The 18,468-nt window shown below is 40.0% G+C and carries 14 protein-coding genes and 1 pseudogene; all 15 read left to right on the forward strand.

Annotated elements, in window-relative coordinates; all coding sequences use genetic code 11:
• Positions 1–32: 32 nt before the first annotated feature.
• The 15 genes and pseudogenes from ALPR1_RS05700 to ALPR1_RS05765 all read left to right on the forward strand — a co-directional run bounded on the left by ALPR1_RS05700 (position 33) and on the right by ALPR1_RS05765 (position 18,391).
• Entirely contained in the window at positions 33–1,544 is a 1,512-nt protein-coding gene (locus tag ALPR1_RS05700) for a RagB/SusD family nutrient uptake outer membrane protein (RefSeq protein ID WP_008199104.1), read from the forward strand.
• A gap of 170 nt (positions 1,545–1,714) precedes the next feature.
• Positions 1,715–4,387 (forward strand): c-type cytochrome, encoded by a 2,673-nt coding sequence (locus ALPR1_RS05705; protein WP_008199105.1) that lies wholly within the window; start codon positions 1,715–1,717, stop codon positions 4,385–4,387.
• 6 nt (positions 4,388–4,393) lie between these two features.
• Positions 4,394–5,176: a 3-keto-disaccharide hydrolase gene (locus ALPR1_RS05710; RefSeq protein ID WP_008199106.1), complete on the forward strand. Its 783-nt coding sequence runs from the start codon at positions 4,394–4,396 to the stop codon at positions 5,174–5,176.
• A gap of 201 nt (positions 5,177–5,377) precedes the next feature.
• Positions 5,378–6,439, forward strand: a complete 1,062-nt coding sequence (locus tag ALPR1_RS05715) for an aldose 1-epimerase family protein (RefSeq protein WP_008199107.1) — start codon at positions 5,378–5,380, stop codon at positions 6,437–6,439.
• 33 nt (positions 6,440–6,472) lie between these two features.
• Positions 6,473–7,684, forward strand: a complete 1,212-nt coding sequence (locus tag ALPR1_RS05720) for a cupin domain-containing protein (protein WP_008199108.1) — start codon at positions 6,473–6,475, stop codon at positions 7,682–7,684.
• Positions 7,685–7,742: 58 nt separating this feature from the next.
• Positions 7,743–8,761 (forward strand): annotated as a pseudogene (locus ALPR1_RS05725) (sugar phosphate isomerase/epimerase family protein).
• A gap of 50 nt (positions 8,762–8,811) precedes the next feature.
• The gene (locus ALPR1_RS05730) at positions 8,812–9,975 is read left to right on the forward strand and encodes a Gfo/Idh/MocA family protein (RefSeq protein WP_008199109.1); all 1,164 of its coding nucleotides are present in this window, start codon (positions 8,812–8,814) and stop codon (positions 9,973–9,975) included.
• 93 nt (positions 9,976–10,068) lie between these two features.
• Positions 10,069–11,562 carry an arylsulfatase gene (locus ALPR1_RS05735; protein WP_040302589.1) on the forward strand — a complete coding sequence of 498 codons (1,494 nt, stop codon included), beginning with the start codon at positions 10,069–10,071 and terminating at the stop codon, positions 11,560–11,562.
• A gap of 217 nt (positions 11,563–11,779) precedes the next feature.
• A complete protein-coding gene (locus ALPR1_RS20970) occupies positions 11,780–12,145 on the forward strand; it encodes a hypothetical protein (RefSeq protein ID WP_237701620.1) in 366 nt (121 codons plus the stop codon).
• Positions 12,133–12,675: an EboA domain-containing protein gene (locus ALPR1_RS20975; RefSeq protein ID WP_237701621.1), complete on the forward strand. Its 543-nt coding sequence runs from the start codon at positions 12,133–12,135 to the stop codon at positions 12,673–12,675. The genes ALPR1_RS20970 and ALPR1_RS20975 overlap by 13 nt, the downstream gene beginning before the upstream one ends.
• A gap of 40 nt (positions 12,676–12,715) precedes the next feature.
• Positions 12,716–13,627 carry a TatD family hydrolase gene (locus tag ALPR1_RS05745; protein ID WP_008199111.1) on the forward strand — a complete coding sequence of 304 codons (912 nt, stop codon included), beginning with the start codon at positions 12,716–12,718 and terminating at the stop codon, positions 13,625–13,627.
• A gap of 3 nt (positions 13,628–13,630) precedes the next feature.
• Positions 13,631–14,539: a UbiA-like protein EboC gene (gene eboC, locus ALPR1_RS05750; RefSeq protein ID WP_008199112.1), complete on the forward strand. Its 909-nt coding sequence runs from the start codon at positions 13,631–13,633 to the stop codon at positions 14,537–14,539.
• A 73-nt stretch (positions 14,540–14,612) separates the two neighbouring features.
• The gene (locus ALPR1_RS05755; protein ID WP_008199113.1) at positions 14,613–15,764 is read left to right on the forward strand and encodes a 3-dehydroquinate synthase; all 1,152 of its coding nucleotides are present in this window, start codon (positions 14,613–14,615) and stop codon (positions 15,762–15,764) included.
• Positions 15,765–15,800: 36 nt separating this feature from the next.
• Positions 15,801–17,012 carry a metabolite traffic protein EboE gene (gene eboE, locus ALPR1_RS05760; protein ID WP_008199114.1) on the forward strand — a complete coding sequence of 404 codons (1,212 nt, stop codon included), beginning with the start codon at positions 15,801–15,803 and terminating at the stop codon, positions 17,010–17,012.
• A gap of 2 nt (positions 17,013–17,014) precedes the next feature.
• Entirely contained in the window at positions 17,015–18,391 is a 1,377-nt protein-coding gene (locus tag ALPR1_RS05765) for an alkaline phosphatase family protein (protein WP_008199115.1), read from the forward strand.
• Positions 18,392–18,468 lie beyond the last annotated feature (77 nt).

Raw genomic sequence — 18,468 nt, forward strand, 5'->3', positions numbered from 1 at the left:
ATCTCATTAGTAAAAATCAAACTGAAGAAAAAATGAAAAAACATATATTAGGCTTTGCAGTAGCATGTATTTTATTGACTGGCTGTGAAGATTTTCTAACGGTAGTACCTGAAACTCAATTGAGTTCTGCTACCTTTTTTAAGAATCAAAATGATTTTGAGCAAGCTGTCAATGCAGCATACGTTCCGCTTAGAACGATTATAAATGATCGGGCTTGGCTTTTAGGGGAAATGCACTCAGATAACACCTATTACGCCAGAAATGTACTATTTGGTGCTACGGATAACCAAGAAGATATTGCGGATTTCTCTATTCCTGAATCCAACGGGACTTCGGCAAATACCCATGTTCTGAACCAATGGAGACAGGATTATTTGATTATTTCCAGAACAAATCAAATTCTTGCTGTCATCGATGATGTTGAATTTGACCAATCTGCCAAAGATAATGTCAAAGGTCAGGCTCTATTTTTAAGAGCTTATGCCTACTTCGAATTAGCAAGGTATTTTGGAAGTGTACCATTACACTTGACTCCGGTAGCTACTAGAGAAGAAGCAGCTTTGGACCTTTCTCCTGAATCAGAAATTTATGCGCAGATAGAGCAAGATTTACAGGCAGCTATTCCTTTGCTTCCTAAAAAATCAGCACAAGAGCCTGGAAGAGCAACGGAAGGAGCTGCCAGAACTTTGCTAGCGAATGTATTTATAAACCAGAAGAAATGGTCTGATGCAGAGCAAGTTCTAACTCCTGTTGTGACAGGTGGAGAATATATGCTAATGGCTGATTATGCGATGGCATTCCCTGGAAATACTTCTAATAAAAACAATTCTGAATCTGTTTTCGAAGTTCAGTTTATAGAGGGTGCAGCGGGATTGAATGGTAATTTTATCTATCAATTCATGCCAAGACCTATTAGTGCAGATGAATTGCAGCCAATCATGGGCACAAGTAATCCTCAAAACATAGATGGAGAAGGAAATAATATCCCTACTCCAGATATTATTGCGGCTTATGAAGAAGGTGATTTAAGAGAAGAGGCTTCGATTGGTTATGTGTTCTTGTCTGGAAGTTTCAGGGATGATAAGACTTATCCATATATCAAGAAACACGCAAAGCAACATTCTCAGCACAATAACACCGGTACCAACTGGGTGGTTTATCGCTATGCAGAGGTTTTATTGTTTATGGCTGAAATACTAAATGAGCAAGGTAAGTCTGGAGAAGCTGCTGCCTATTTAAACCAAGTAAGAGAGAGAGCAGGTCTTGATGCTACCACTGCTTCAGGACAAGCAGAATTGAGAGAAGCGATCTTTAAAGAAAGAAGAGTAGAGCTAGCTTTTGAAAACAAAAGATGGTTTGATATACAGAGAACGGATAGAATTGAAGAGATTATTAGACCATATGGACAGAGAATTATTGCCAATCCTCTGGACTATTACTATCCTCCAATTGAAGGTGCCGTTCCAAGATCAAATGCATTTACAAACCTAAGTAAGTTTTATGCATACCCTGCTGCTGAGTCTGATCTCAGTCCTTACTTCTAAAAGATAGATAGATTGGTGGTTGCCCTTGCTCGTAGCAAGAAATTGTTACAGGCAGGGGTCAATTACTTTATACTACCGTTCTTGTATTTATCCGTGTATTTCTTACGGAAAATTTGTTCTTTGATTAAGTTCTTTAACTATTATCAATTCAATTTATTCCCATTTATCCTATGAATCATAAAAATCATTTGGCCAAAATTCTGATGTACTCCCTATGTGTATTTGGAGTTTTTTCTTGTGCCAAAAAAGAAGAACAAAAACCTTTACACCCGAAGGTTGAAAAATTAAAATTGCCTCCGGGGTTTGTTGCAGAACATATTTACAGTCCTGGTGAAAATGACCAAGGCTCTTGGGTTGCCATGACCTTTGATGACAAGGGTCGAATGATCACGGCAGATCAATATGGTGGGCTCTATAGATTGACCATACCTGCCATTGGATCAGATTCATTAGCTCCTAAAGTAGAAAAGTTAGTAGTAGGAAATGAAACTGGGGGCAAGCTGGGAATGGGATATGCTCAAGGTTTGCTTTATGCATTTAACTCCGTGTATGTTATGGTGAATCATAGGGGGAATGATGAGTTTGAAAAAACTACTGGAATGTATAGAATCCAGGATAGCAATGGGGATGATCAGTACGACAAAGTTGAAATGATCAAACTTTTTAGTGGGGATCCAGGAGAGCATGGTCCTCATAGTATGATTTTATCACCTGATGGTCAATCGATTTATATTTCTGCTGGTAACCATGTAGATGTTCCAGAAATGGACAGCTATAGACTTCCAAATGTTTGGGACAGAGATAATCTTTTTCCAGAAATTAAAGATCCACGTGGCCACGCAAACAATAGAATGGCTCCTGGAGGCTGGATAGCAAAGACGGATCCTGAAGGGAAGAGCTGGGAGCTTTTTGCTGCCGGATTCAGAAATGAATTTGATATCGCATTCAATGAGAACGGTGATTTATTTACCTATGATTCTGATATGGAATGGGATTTTGGAATGCCTTGGTATCGACCAACAAGAATTTGTTATGTGCCAAGTGGAGCTGAATTTGGGTGGAGAACCGGTAATCAGAAATGGTCTCCGAATTATCCTGACAACTTACCTGCAGCATTGAATATTGGACAGGGATCACCAACCAACGTGATGTTTGGAACCAATTCTAATTTTCCTGATAAATACAAAAAAGCTCTTTACACTTTTGATTGGAGTTTTGGAATTATCTACGCTACCACCTTGACTCCTGAAGGAGGTTATTACGATGCCAAAGCAGAAGAATTTATTTCAGGATCTCCTCTGCCCTTAACAGATGGTGAATTTGGGCCTGATGGATCAATGTATTTCCTTACAGGAGGTAGAAGGTTGGAGTCTGATCTGTACCGAGTGTATTATGATGGAGATGAGGCAGCTGGAACAGTTTCAAAGCAAACGCTTACAGAAGAGCATAATATTAGAAGAAAATTGGAAGCTTACCATAGTGGTGGCCCAAAGGCGGGAGCGATAGAAGAAGCCTGGCCTTATCTTGGTCATGAAGATCGGTTTGTTCAGTATGCTGCAAGAGTAGCCGTAGAACACCAGCCGATAAGCGAATGGAAAGCTAAAGCATTGGCAGAAGAAGATCCAAACGTCGCAATTCAAGCGGCTATCGCTATTGCTAGACATGGGGATGCCAGTGATGCAACGCCATTGTTGGATAAGTTGACAAGTATTGATTATGGCTCATTGGACGAGAAAGGGAAGCAAAATATTTTGAGAGCAATTGAATTAACGCTTTTCAGATTTGAAAACTCTTCCAAAGCTTCCTTCCCAAAAGTTATTGATTACCTAAATCCTAATTACCCTTCAGGAAATAATAATTTGGATAGAGAATTGGCTAAGCTGCTTTCATATACAGGAGCACCTGATGCTGTAAGCAAAACAATTGCCTTACTTGATAATGCAAAAGATGATGAGAATTATCAAAAGACATTTACCTCATCCTCTGACCTGATCATGAGAAACCCACAATATGGAATGGATATTGCCAATATGCTGGCGAATGTTCCTCCTGCTCAACAAACCTATCTAGCAGTTGTATTAGGTGGTGCTGAAAAGGGCTGGACTCCTGAACTGCATGATAAATATTTTACTTGGATCAGAAATGCCTTCAATTATAAAGGCGGTAGAAGTTATGTAGGATTTGTGGATAGAGCTAGAAAAATGGCCTTGTCTCATGTCGCCTCCTCAGAAATGGCTAAATATGATGAGATGTCGGGGGCAGCGCTATTGACAGGAAATGGAAATGATATCGTCCAATCAGATATTCAGCCTGAAGGCCCAGGAAGAAGGTGGACTTTAGAAGAAGCTGAGCCATTGGTGGAAAATCTATCGGGAAGGGATTATGTGAAAGGAAAAGCAATGTACGCAGCTACTTTATGTCAGTCTTGCCATACCATGCAAGGAGAAGGAGGAATTATCGGTCCTGATTTAACACAACTGGGAACTCGTTTTTCACCCAAAGATATTTTGGATGCAATTATTAATCCGAGTAAAGTGATTTCTGATCAATATGCTGCAACTGCATTGGTGTTGAACGATGGGAATTCTGTGGTGGGAAGAGTAACAAATGAGGATGATGCAAATTATTATGTTTCGCAAAATCCATTTGCTCCTGAGACGATCAGGACTGTTCCAAAATCAAGTGTATCGGCAGTTAAAACTTCTGATGTTTCTATCATGCTTCCAGGAATGATCAATAGATTAAATGAAGAAGAGTTGAAAGACTTGATGGCCTATCTAGTTTCAGGTGGAAATCCAGATAGCCCAGTCTTTCAAGAAGGTACGTCCAATTCAGAAGACTAATTAAAAATGAAAAAAGTAAATTATTTATTAATTGGAATCTTGCCAACAATAGTTTTTGGCTTATTGATGAGCATGATTCCAGCCAAAAATACTGAGTCAGTCTTTCCTGAAGACCAATCTGGTTTTAAATCCATTTTTGATGGAAAATCGCTGGATGGCTGGAAAGGAGATCCTACTTATTGGTCTGTTCAGGATGGAGCAATAGTTGGCTTGATCACACCCGAGACCCTGTTAAAAGCCAATACCTTTTTGATTTGGCAGGGAGGTCAGCCGGGAGATTTTGAGCTGAAAGCAAAATTTAGAATTTCTGAATCCGGGAATTCAGGGATCAACTATCGAAGTGATATGGTGGAAGATGTTCCTTATGCACTCAAAGGTTACCAAGCTGATATCGATGGAAAGATCAATTATACCGGTCAGAATTATGAGGAGCGTAAGCGCACCACTTTGGCATATCGTGGACAGAAGACTAAAATCACACCTCAGCCTAGTCCAAATGGGAATTTGAGAGATTATGTAGAAAGAAATGCATGGAAAGGTCTCCATGTGACCGAAGAACTAGGTGATCGAGATGAGCTGAAGAAGAAAATCAATTTCGAAGGCTGGAATGATATTCATATCGTGGCCAAAGGGAATGTTTTAAAACACTATGTCAATGGAATTTTGATGAGTGAGGTTGTAGACGATGATCCTGCAAACTTTTCGGCAAAAGGCTTTTTGGGTGTTCAAGTCCATGTAGGACCACCGATGAAAGTAGAGTACAAAGACTTACTATTGAAGATGGATTAATAAGATTGGGAATTTATTAATTGTTGAGGTTGAAAGCACCGGAAAACGATCTGTTTTACCGGTGTTTTTTTTTAACTAATTATTTGACCATTGATCAACCTATTCTTGATAAGTCTGGTGGATAGAATTAACTTTTAAAACCTGACACTACAGGATGGGATTTAGGACTCAGAATTAGAAATTATGACCTTATTATAGAAGATGAATTCACCCAAAATAGCACAAATAGAACCCTGGAAGCACAAAATATCCAATGCTCATCAATTAGGAGGGATAGAAACTTCTGTTCTTGATAATGGACTTGGGAGAGGTGTTAGAGTCGCTTGGATTAATACAGGGACTGGGCTTCGATATAAAGTGTTGTTGGATAGAGGTTTTGATATTTTGGATTGCTTCTATAATGAGAGTAGTCTTTCATGGATCAGTCATGCTGGGGTTTTTGCTCCGCAACCTTTTTCAAATAAGGGAATTGATTGGTTAAGGACTTTTGGCGGAGGGATATTGACTACTTGTGGACTATCCAATGCAGGACCACCTAATTCAGATGAATTGGGAGAGAGAGGATTACATGGAAACTTCAGTAATATCCCTGGGGAGCTGATTTCCATCAAAAATCCAGATTTAAGTTCAGGTGATTTAAGCTTTGAGCTTGTAGGGAAAATCAGGGAAACCAGCACTTTTGGACCTAGCCTCGAACTGACAAGGAAGATTTCAGGGAAGCTCGGGGAGGCTGCAATTCATGTTGAGGATACAGTCGTGAATAAAGGAAATACTTTAGCACCTCATATGTTACTCTATCATATCAATTGTGGTTGGCCACTAATCGATGAGGATACAAGAATTATTTGGAATGGGGAGATCGTTCCCAAATCAAATGATGAAAATAACACTGCTTTTAATAAGGAACACAAGTTTACTAAATGTGCTCCACCACTAGAGGAACATGTAGGGTTTGGGGAAGATGTCGCATTTATTCAGCCCAAAGAGGATGAGAATTCTCAAGTAACTTGTGGATTTGCAAATGACCAGTTGGCACTTGCTCTAAAAATCAGTTTTTCAAAAGAGCAACTGCCATGGTTAATCCATTGGCAACATTGGGGTAAAAATGAATACGTTACCGCTTTAGAGCCAGCGACTAATCCACCTATTGGACAAGGGGCGGCGAGAGAAAACGGAACATTGATTCAATTGAAGCCCGGAGAAAGTAAAGCCTATCATCTAAAACTGGAAGTACTTACGGGAGATGATGTAAAAGAATTTTAAACTTAGAACTATACAATACAAATCAATAAACCCATGAGTTTAGCAAAAAAAGCCCTCGAACAAGGAGAGGGGATACTTAGATTAACCCCGACTTGGGTCCCACGGTCATTCTGTGTACCAGGGAGGAGAATAAAATTACATCCTGATGATTACTATAGTCTTGGAGGTGCAAGAGGTGGGATTGATGAGCGCTGGTTTTCATCAACAACTCCAGCAGAAAATGGCCCTTTGACAAGTAAGAATGAAGGGTTAAGTCATATAGCTTTTGAAGATGGCGGAAAGACCGAATTGTTTCTCTTAAAAGATGCTATTGATGAATTGGGAGGTAAAATAATCGGAGATAGGCTTTGGAACAAGTACAAAGCTTGGCCGATGTATTCTAAGTTTTTTGACAACATGGGGCCGCTACCCCATCATATTCATCCGAGTGATGAATTTGGTAAGTTAACCGGGCAAAATGGAAAGCCTGAAGCTTATTATTATCCTCCGCAGCTAAATAATCATGGTGGAGATTTCCCATATACCTTTTTCGGAATTGCTCCAGGGACTACCAAAGAGCAAATAAAAGAGTGCTTGATGAATTTCAATGTGGGAGATAATAAAATCACCAATTATTCTCAGGCATTTAAGCTTCAGCCAGGAACAGGTTGGGATGTTCCCCCGGGCATGCTACATGCACCGGGAAGTTTATGTACTTATGAGCCACAAAAGGCATCAGATATTTTTGCCATGTACCAATCCCTGGTTAATGAGGCGATAATTCCAGAGGAGTTACTATGGAATGCTACTCCAAAAGATCGAGTAGGAGATTATGATTTATTGGTGGAAATGATTGACTGGGAATTGAATGTGAATCCTAATTTATTAGAAACCCGATACATGGAGCCGATTCCTGTGAAAGACAGAGCTCAAATGAATGCAGATGGGTATGATGATAAGTGGATTTGCTACCGATCTCATGACTACAGTGCCAAAGAGCTGACCATTTTCCCTGGTGAGACTGTGACTATCAAGGACAGCGCGGCTTATGGAATGATCATGATGCAAGGCCATGGTACGATGGGGACTTGGGACATAGAAACTCCATCTTTGATTCGCTTTGGTCAATTGACACATGACGAGTATTTTGTTTCAGAAGAGGCAGCAAACGCAGGAGTGAAAATCACAAATCTTTCCAAAACAGATCCAATTGTCATGTTAAAACATTTTGGTCCTGATAATCCAGATTTAAAAGTGGTGGAATAGCAATTTTCCTTTCACTTGAAAATAAACTAATGCAATAACAAATAACCCATTTTTGACTATGAACAATTTTCCAAAACTACATAACGCAACTTGGCCAGGATTAGTAGGTAAAGGGCCGGATTCGGAGCCTGTGATTCCTTTTGATACCATGCTGGAAATGACAGCAAAGGCGGAAGTGAACGGAGTGAAATTTGATGGGCTAGATATTGGCCTGTTGGAGCCTCATTTTGATCTAGATAATCCAGATGAACCTAAAAAGTTAGCGGATAAAGTATCTAAATTAAATTTGAATATAGGTTCTATGGTGGCACCCATTTGGGCAGGATCCGCCATGGGAACAGCTGACCAAAGGAAGACTTTTCTTGATATGGTTAAGAAATCGTGTGAGTTTGGGAAGCAATTAAATGAATTGGGAGTTAGGCATTATGGGGTAGTTAGAATTGATTCGGCTGCACCGGTGGAAGAATGGGCAAAAGACCCTGCAGGAAACACAAAGATTATTGCTGATACCTTTCGGGAGGCTTGTGATATTGCCGCTGGATATGGGGAAAAATTAGCAGCTGAAGGTGAATTTGTTGGGGAGCTATGCACAGCTGGAAGTACATGAAAGAGCTTCTTGAAATGGTCGACAGACCTAATATTGGCTTGCAAGCTGATATGTCACATACTTTTTTATACACTTTAGGGTACAATGCACCTGAACATCGCATTATTCCTGAAAGTGCAGATTTAAAGGATAGAGAAGTGGTGAAGGCTGCTTTGAAAAAGATCACTGCTGAATTAAGACCTTGGACCATTGATTTTCATGTGGCTCAAAATGATGGATCTGTGTTTGGTTCGGGTTCTCACGATAAAACAGGGCGCCATTGCCAAGCTACAGATCCCAATGGACTTTTAGATATCGCAAATGATGCAGGTTATTGGCTCAGAGATGAAAATGGAGAGTTGACAAAAGCCTTCAAACACATCTGCTGGGATGGATGTATGTTCCCAAATTCAGTAATGGAGAACCAACAAACCTGGAATGATATTTTGGCAGCTATGATCAAAGTGCGTGATGCACATGGTTGGTCTTGAAACTTCCTAAATGAGTCCAGAAATAATTCAAAATATTAAAGAGATAAATCATGAGTGATAAAAAATATATAAGAATAGGATTAATAGGTACCGGATTAATGGGAAGGATTCATACCAATGGCTATAAGCGGTTGGCAGACTTCTTTTCTGAATATGGTCATAGACCTGTCCTTCAAGCTTGCTGTTCGAGAAGAGAAGAGAAAGCCAAAGCCTTTGCTGAACAATGGGGATATGATTCATATGAAACCGATTGGAAAAAAATCATTGAAAGAGATGATATTGATGCCGTTGATATTTGTACGCCCAATGATAAACATGCAGAAATAGCCATTGCTGCTGCCAAAGCTGGTAAAATGATCCTTTGTGAAAAGCCACTGGCAAGAACTTTGGAAGAAGCGAAAACTATGGTGGAGGCAGTAGAGGAAGCAGGAGTTAAAAACACCGTTTGGTATAACTACAGAAGAGTACCAGCAGTGACTTTGGCAAAGCAGATTGTAGCCTCAGGAAAACTGGGTAAGATATTTCACTATAGAGCTAACTTCTTACAGGATTGGACGATTAGCCCAGATTTGCCACAAGGAGGAGATGCTCTTTGGAGGTTGGATGCAGCTGCAGCGGGTTCCGGTGTAACAGGCGATTTATTAGCGCACTGTATTGATACCGCTATGTGGATCAATGGTGGTATCAAAGATGTATCTGCGATGACGGAGACATTTATCAAAGAAAGAGTACATCAGGGAAGTGGAGAAAAACAAAAAGTAACCATTGATGATGCTTGCCAATTCCATTGTCATTTTGATAATGGTTCTTTAGGATTGTTTGAAGCCACTCGATACGCTAGAGGACATAAAGCCTTATACACTTTTGAAATCAACGGAGAGCATGCTTCTATCCGCTGGGATTTACATGATTTGACTCGACTGGAGTATTTTGATCATGATGATGAAGGACAAGTTCGTGGATGGAGATCAATCCATGTAACGGATGGAGATCATCCGTATATGGATAGATGGTGGATTCCAGGGACTTCTATAGGCTATGAGCATTCCTTTATTCATCAAGTAGCAGACTTCTTTAAAAGTTTGGATACTGGAGAGTCTTGCCATCCAACATTCAAAGATGCTTACGAGACCCAAAAGGTTTGTGAAGCCGTCCTTGAATCTGCCAATGAAAGAGCTTGGAAGGATACCCATGTAGATTGGACAGAAAAGTAGAGTTTATTAAATATGTCATAAATTTAGAGGCTCAATCAAGTTTGTTCTTGGTTGAGCTTTTCTTATTAATTCAGTGTTTTCAATTAGCATTTTATGAACAATAAGCCCAATTATCGAATATTCAATCTTCTGGGATCCCTGCTTTTCTCAGTTTTCTTGATTTCTTGTCAAAGCGAAGTAAAACAAGAGGAACAGGCCAGTCCGGAAAAGCCTAATATCATTTTCATTTTAGCGGATGACCTGGGGTATGGAGATTTAGGATTCTTAGGGCAGGAATACATAGAAACCCCCAATATTGATAGATTGGCAAAGGAAGGGATGTTTTTCTCCGATTTTTATTCAGGTTCTACCGTTTGTGCACCTTCTCGTTCTTCGTTTTTAACAGGTATGCATACAGGCCATACTCCGATTAGAGGTAATTCTGAAGTGCAACCAGAGGGTCAATTTCCTATGCCTGATTCCGTCCTTACTGTAGCCAAAGTGATGAAGCAAGCGGGCTATGTGACAGGAGCATTTGGTAAGTGGGGACTTGGGTTCATTGGGTCCACAGGGGAGCCGGCTAGCCAGGGGTTTGAGGAGTTTTACGGTTACAATTGTCAAAGATATGCCCATAGGTATTACCCCGCCTACCTTTGGCATAATGATGAAAAAATTGACTTGCCAGGAAATGATTGGACAACAAAGGGCGATTATGCTCCTGATTTAATCCAAGAGAAAACGCTTGAGTTTATAGATGAGAATAAGGAGAACCCGTTCTTTTTATTTATGCCTATTGTCACACCTCATGCTGAATTAGCTGCTCCAGATGATGAAATCATGGAGAAATACCGAGCAATGTTCCCAGATGAAAAGCCTTATGTGGCCGGGAATGGAGCTGATTATGGGCCTGATATGCGTATTCCTGGTTACCAATCTCAACCCTATCCGCATGCTACATTTGCTGCTATGGTAGAAAGGATTGACCGCTATGTAGGGGAAGTTCTGCAAAAGCTGGAGAGCAATGGTCTATCGGAAAATACTGTTATCATTTTCACTTCAGATAATGGTGCTCATAGAGAAGGTGGTGCTGATCCTGAGTTTTTTGACAGTAATGGGAAATTCCGAGGATTTAAGAGAGACTTGTATGAAGGAGGAGTAAGAGCCCCAATGATCGCTTGGTGGCCAAATAAAATCAAAGCAGGAAGTACCACTGATCATGTTTCAGCATTTTGGGATTTGTTACCGACTTTTGCTGCTATCGGAGGAGAAAAAATCACGAAATCCATCGATGGAATCTCATTTCTTCCAACCTTGCTCGGAGAGGGAAATCAGCAAAAGCATGAGTTTTTATATTGGGAGTTTCACGAGCAAGGGGGTAAGCAGGCAGTTAGACAAGGAAACTGGAAAGGTGTCAAGCTTCAAGTTTTTGGGAGTGATGAGCCAACGCTGGAATTGTATGATTTAAGTAAGGATCCGGGAGAGACTCAGAACCTAGCTTCCGAAAACCCAGAAAAGATGGAAGAATTGAAAGCTTTGATGGAGCAATCTCATACACAAAATCCAATATTTTCTTTTTACAAGGAGGAAAAGGAATCAGCGACGAAATAGGGAATCTTTTCTTTTTTTGAATCGTTTCGATTCCAGAAAAGAAAGCATAACATAAAGGACTTGATCTTATTAGAAAAATCTTCAAAACATGATTATTCTCAGTTTTGGGGTAAAACAGAGGGGTTTTTTGACCGCTGGTATTATTCTAAAATTAAAAAATAAGATATTGCTTTACCTTTGAAAAGCTTGTTTAATCCTTCTAAACAGAACGTTCGAAATGTCTTATCCGAACTCAGTAAACCCAATAGCAACAATTCTTTTATCTGCACTTAGCTCTCAAGTCGAAGAGAGGTCTATTGTGTGGTTATCTCAAAAGAGAGAGAAAATAATCTTATCGGAAAAGGAGATGGATTTCTTTATAGGGTTTAGCCAAGTATCCCGGTATTTTAAAAGGAATCCCCTCCAGTTAAGCGAGGAAGAGAAGGCGGAAATAGCCTCTATTAATCAAGGTTTAGAGTTGGAGTTATGGGATCAGGTGCAAGCTGCCAGAACTTATTTATTACTTCAGTTTCCTGCTAAGGACGCTACTTCTTGGAAGTCCATGCTTCAAAAATTATTGAAACTGGCGACATGTATGAATTAGAGGCGCTCTATGCTGCTTTGCCTGTGATGCCCTTTTCAAAGGAGATGGTAGGCCGAGCTAGAGAAGGCTTGAGAACAAATATTACTTCTGTTTTTGATGCGGTGGCTTTAAATAACCCTTATCCATCCACCTATTTTGATGAAGATGCCTGGAACCAGATGGTAGTCAAGGCGATCTTTATGCAGAGACCACTTTATAAAATTCAAAATTCAGATCAACGTGCAAATCTTGCCCTGGCAGGGATCATTATTGATTTTGCACATGAGAGATGGGCAGCAGGTAGAGATGTGATGCCTGAACTTTGGAGGTTTGTCGGACCTTTTATTTCAGAGGAAAATATTCAGGATATCCGTAAGGTTGTAGAAGGAGGAGATGAGCTTGAGCAAAAAGCAGCATTGCTAGCCTGCAATATGAGCGATTATCCGGAGGCTAAAGCTCTGTTAAAGCAATATCCTAAAATTGAAGAAAAAATCAAGTCAGGGTTTATAACCTGGGAGGCAATAGGTCAGGAAGCTTTTGAGCGAAATTGATCTTGCCAGAAGACTAAAAAAATAACAAAAATCAGCAGATATGGAAATGTTCATAGATCCACATATTCACGTTACTTCCAGAACAACAGACGATTACGAAGCTATGAGAAAAGCCGGGATTGTCGCGATAATCGAGCCGGCATTTTGGCTTGGGCAACCTCGAACTGAAGCAGCAAGTTTCAAAGATTATTTTAGTAGTCTTGTAGGTTGGGAAAGGTTTCGTGCCAAGCAGTTTGGAATCGTTCATTATTGCACCATCGGTTTGAATTCTAAGGAAGCCAATAATGAGGCCTTGGCTGAAGAAGTGATGGAATTACTTCCGTTGTATGCAGGAAAAGAAGGAGTTGTTGCCATCGGAGAAATTGGTTACGATGATCAAACTGCTGCAGAGGATAAATATTATCGTTTGCAATTAGATCTTGCAAAAGAGATGGATTTACCGGTGATGATACATACTCCACACCGAGATAAGAAGAAGGGAACCACAAAAAGCATGGATGTAAGTGAGGAGCATGGTTTAGCTCCCAACATGGTGATTGTGGACCATAACAATGAAGAAACTGTAAAAGAAGTCTTGGATAGAGGGTATTGGGCAGCTTTTACTATTTATCCACACACCAAAATGGGGAGTGAGCGAATGGTGGAGATTGTCAAGCAATATGGTCCAGAAAGAATTATCGTGGACTCTGCGGCGGACTGGGGTATTTCAGATCCTTTAGCAGTACCAAAAACTGCTGCTTTGATGAGGAAAATGGGTATTCCTGAGGAGCATATCAAAATGACTTGCTATGAAAATGCATTGAAAGCATATGGTCAAAGTGGTCAAATGGAAGAAACAGATTGGTTAAATGCTGAGCCTATTGACCAAACCAAGAAAATGTCTGGAAATTCAGTTTTGAGAGGGGGACAAGTCCCAAGAGTGGAAGGTCCAAGTGACCGTGTGGAGAATTAATTGATGACAAATTCAAAGTTTTTTGCGCATTTACAATTAACAAGACCTGCTAATGTGGTGACTGCGGTCGCCGACATTTTAGCAGGTTTTGCTATTGCAGGTACCGGATATGTTCTCATTTCCTTTGATACCTCATCAGACTTTTTCCTCGATCTGGCATGGTTGGTTTTGTCAACGATAGGCCTTTATGGTGGAGGAGTTGCATTTAATGATGTGTTTGACGCAGATCTTGATGCGATAGAACGGCCAGAGCGCCCTATTCCCAGCGGTAGAGCTTCTAAGAAAAGCGCTGCAATCATGGCTTTTTTATTATTGGCGATAGGAGTATTTGCGGCAGCACAAGTAAGTCTGCTTTCGGGAGGTCTTGCTTTATCTGTGGCTATTTGCGCAGTAGTCTATGATTATTGGGGAAAGCACCAAAGCTTCTTTGGTCCGATCAATATGGGGCTTTGTAGGGCAGGTAATTTGCTCTTGGGTGTAAGTGTGATGCCTAACCTGGTAGAGAAATATGCGTTTTTAGGGTTAATACCTTTGATTTTCGTAGCAGCGATCACCATGATTAGTAGAGGAGAGGTACATGGGAAAAATAGGTCAGCCTTGTTTGCTGGTCTCTGCATGTATGTATTGATCATTGGAGTCATAGGATACTTGGCTTTTTCTATAGGAGATAAACCGCTAGAAGTATTACCTTTTATTGCACTCTTCAGTTATATGATCTTCCCTCCATTACTAAAGGCCATCCAACAGCAAGAACCTAAATTGATAGGAAAAGCAGTGAAAGCAGCTGTTATTTCTTTAATTATCCTAAATGCTTCACTTTCTGCTGCTTTTGCAGGATGGATATATGCTTTGATTGTATTAATCTTGCTGCCAATTTCTTTATGGTTGGCTAAGAAATTTGCTGTGACTTGAATCTTTCCTTCCAGTAAAACGATAAATTGCAGCCTGAAAGAACCTTTTGCCCCTGTTTTAGATTGATTAATTGATGAAAAGAATAATAGAACAATCGTTTTCCGTGCCTTTTACCTATCAGGTAATATTTTCTGAAAATGTCTTTGACAAAGAAGAAGGTACCTTGGCGAATTTACTTGACAACGGAAAAGGAGGTAAAGTTTACTTTGTGGTGGATAGTGGTGTATATGAAGCGCATCCCAACTTGCTTAATCAAATCAAAGAATATGCTGAAGCACATTCAGATAAGTTTAAGCTTTGTGCCGACCCACTCATTGTTCCCGGAGGAGAAGCATCGAAAAATGACCCTGCATATTACGAGCAAGTGGTTGAAGCAACTCATCAATATGGGATAGATAGACATTCATACATTGTGGCTATTGGGGGTGGAGCAGTTTTGGATATGGTAGGATTTGCAGCAGCAGTATCCCACCGTGGAATCCGATTAGTAAGAATTCCAACCACCGTTTTATCGCAAAATGATTCCGCCGTTGGTGTCAAAAATGGAATTAACTTTTTTGGTAAGAAAAATTACCTGGGAACATTTGTCCCACCTTATGCCGTATTAAACGATTTCAATTTTCTTCTAACTTTAGATGATAGAGATTGGAGATCTGGGATTTCTGAGGCGATCAAAGTAGCTCTTATTAAAGATTTAAGCTTTTTTGAATGGATTGAAGCTCATGCTGAAGACCTAGCCAATAGAAAGATGGAGCCTATGCAGGAATTGATCGTTCGTTGCGCTCAAATGCATTTAGACCATATCGCAGGGAAAGATCCATTTGAAATGGGTTCTTCCAGACCATTGGACTTTGGTCACTGGGCTGCTCATAAGATGGAGCACTTGAGCAGTTATCAAATCCGTCACGGAGAAGCAGTAGCTATGGGGATCGCATTGGATTCTACTTATTCTTATTTGAAGGGAATGCTGACTGAAGATGAGTTAAATCGAATTGTTACACTTATTGGGAAATTAGGTTTCTCTCTATACCATGAGGTCCTTTCGGGAGAAATGTTATTGAAAGGATTAGAAGAGTTTAGAGAGCATTTAGGAGGAGAACTCACCATTATGCTATTGGACCAACTAGGTAAAGGTGTTGAAGTACATGAAATGGATGAATCGCTGATCATCACTGCGGTAGAAAAATTAAAATCCTTTCAGGCAGACCAATTGATTGCCAATTGATTTAGCCTTGATTACGCTTAAAATTAACTTTAGATAATGAAACTGAAAGAAGGAACCCATCTAACATATTGCACTAATATTCATCCCGGAGAAAGCTGGGGGGAGACCTTCGAAAACCTTCAAAATCATATTCCCAATATTCAGTTAAAAGCAGCTAAAAATGCCCCATTTGGGATAGGTTTGAGGCTCTCCAATAAAGCTAGCTTGGAACTAAAAGTGGATGGGGAATTACAGAAATTCAAAACTTGGCTGGCAGCGAATAATTGTTACGTATTCACTATGAATGGCTTCCCTTATGGAGGCTTCCATGGAGAAGTAGTGAAAGATAAGGTTCATCAACCAGACTGGACAACAAAAGATCGTAGAAATTATACAATTAGACTTTTTGAACTATTAGCAGAACTGCTACCAGAAGGAATGGAAGGGGGGATATCTACATCACCTTTGTCCTATAGATATTGGCATAAAAATCAGCAAGAGCTGGAAAGAGCCATTACTAAATCGACGACCCACATGGTTCATGTGGTAGAAAAACTCATAGAAATAAAGCAGAAAACCGGCAAAGTTCTTCATTTAGATATTGAGCCTGAGCCTGATGGTATTTTGGAAAATACAGCCGAAATGCTGGCTTTTTATAAAGATTGGCTTTTGCCAATGGGGGCTAGAGATTTGATGGATAGCCTAGCTATGAGTAAGGAAGACGCCGAAAATGCTATCAAAGACCACATTCGACTTTGTTACGATGTTTGTCACTTTGCCTTGGTTTATGAAAAACCAAGGGCGGTGTTTCAGGCAATGAAGTCAGCAGGCATCAAAATTGGGAAAATTCAGATTTCTGCGGCTTTAAAAATTGATATTCCCGAGTCGATTGAAAGTAAAGATGCTATCAGGAAAACATTGGTTCCATTCGCTGAATCCACTTATCTACATCAGGTAATTGGTAGAAATGCGGATGGACAGCTTGAGTCTTTTAGAGATTTAGATCGAGCTTTAGCCGTTTTAGATCAAACCAAATTAAAAGAATGGAGAATACATTTCCATGTTCCTGTTTTTCTTGAAGACTACGGTGCTGTGGCTTCTACACAGTCTGATATTTTGGAAGTACTAGATTATTTGAAAGAAGAGAATGTTACAGAACACTTAGAAGTAGAAACTTATACATGGGATGTGCTTCCTGAGGGAATGAATATAGATATCCAAAGTTCTATTATTCGAGAACTGGAATGGGTATCTGAAAATTTAAAATAATCATGAAAAAGACGGTAGTTATAGATGTGGTCGCTCTTTCAAGTCGATTGATTGGAGAACACACGCCTTTTTTAAATAATTGGACTTCCAAAAGTCACCAGGCGAGTATTAAACCGGTATTGCCCGCAGTTACTACCTCCGCCCAAACCACTTACCTTACGGGAAAGTGGCCTACTGATCATGGGATTGTGGGGAATGGGTGGTATTTCAAGGATGAATGTGAAATTAAGTTCTGGAGGCAATCTAATAAGCTGATTCAGGCTGAAAATATATGGGACCTTGCCAAAAAGAAGAACCCAGAATTTACGGTGTCCAATATGTTTTGGTGGTACAATATGTACTCCACGGCGGATTATCAAGTTACTCCAAGACCACTTTACCCTTCAGATGGTAGGAAAATACCAGACTGCCATTCTCATCCCATGGATTTGAGAGATAAGCTTCAAGATGAGCTGGGGCAATTTCCTCTGTTTTCATTTTGGGGGCCAAATGCAAATATTGCTTCCACCAAATGGATAGCTGAGGCTTCAAAAAAGGTGGATGAATGGAAGAATCCTACATTAACTTTAATCTATCTTCCACATTTGGATTATGGGCTTCAGAAGTATGGTATTGATTTCTCAAAGATCTCTAAAGACTTGAATGAAATAGATGCTGTTTGTGAGGATTTGATTACCTATTACGAAAATCAAGGGGCAGAAGTGATTTTGCTTTCTGAGTATGGGATTACCTCCGTATCAAACCCAGTTCACCTTAATAGGGTGTTTAGAAAAGCAGGGCTCATTCAAGTCAAAAATGAATTGGGATTAGAAACTTTAGATGCTGGAACGAGCCGTGCGTTTGCTGTGGTAGATCATCAATTGGCGCATATTCATGTTAAGGACAAAGAAGATATGCCATTAGTGAAAAAGCTTTTGGAAGAGACGCCTGGTATAGATCTGATTCTTGATGAAGATGGTAAAAAAGAATACCATTTAGACCATGAGAGATCGGGAGATTTTGTAGTGGTGGCTGATAAGGATTCTTGGTTTACTTATTATTTCTGGTTGGATGATGCAAAAGCACCAGATTATGCAAGGTGCGTTGCGATCCATCAAAAGCCAGGATATGATCCAGTTGAGTTATTTGTCAATCCTGAATTCAAGTTTCCTATGGCCAAAGTAGGGATGAAGGTTTTGAAAAAGAAATTGGGATTCAGGTATCTAATGGATGTGATTCCCTTGGAGGCTAGCTTGGTAAAAGGAGCACATGGAAGGATTCCAGAGGATGCTTTAGATCATCCCGTCTTTTTTAGTAAAAATAAAAGTCTGACTGAAAGTAAAACCTTGTCACCGGTAGATATCCAAAACTTGATTTTGAATCAGGTATTTGCAGAGTAGACCCTCTACTAGAAATTAAAGAAATAAAAAAAGCCATCCACGATAATTTGTAGATGGCTTTTTACTTGACTTAAGGT

This window comes from Algoriphagus machipongonensis (assembly GCF_000166275.1).
GTDB classification, from domain to species: Bacteria; Bacteroidota; Bacteroidia; order Cytophagales; family Cyclobacteriaceae; genus Algoriphagus; species Algoriphagus machipongonensis.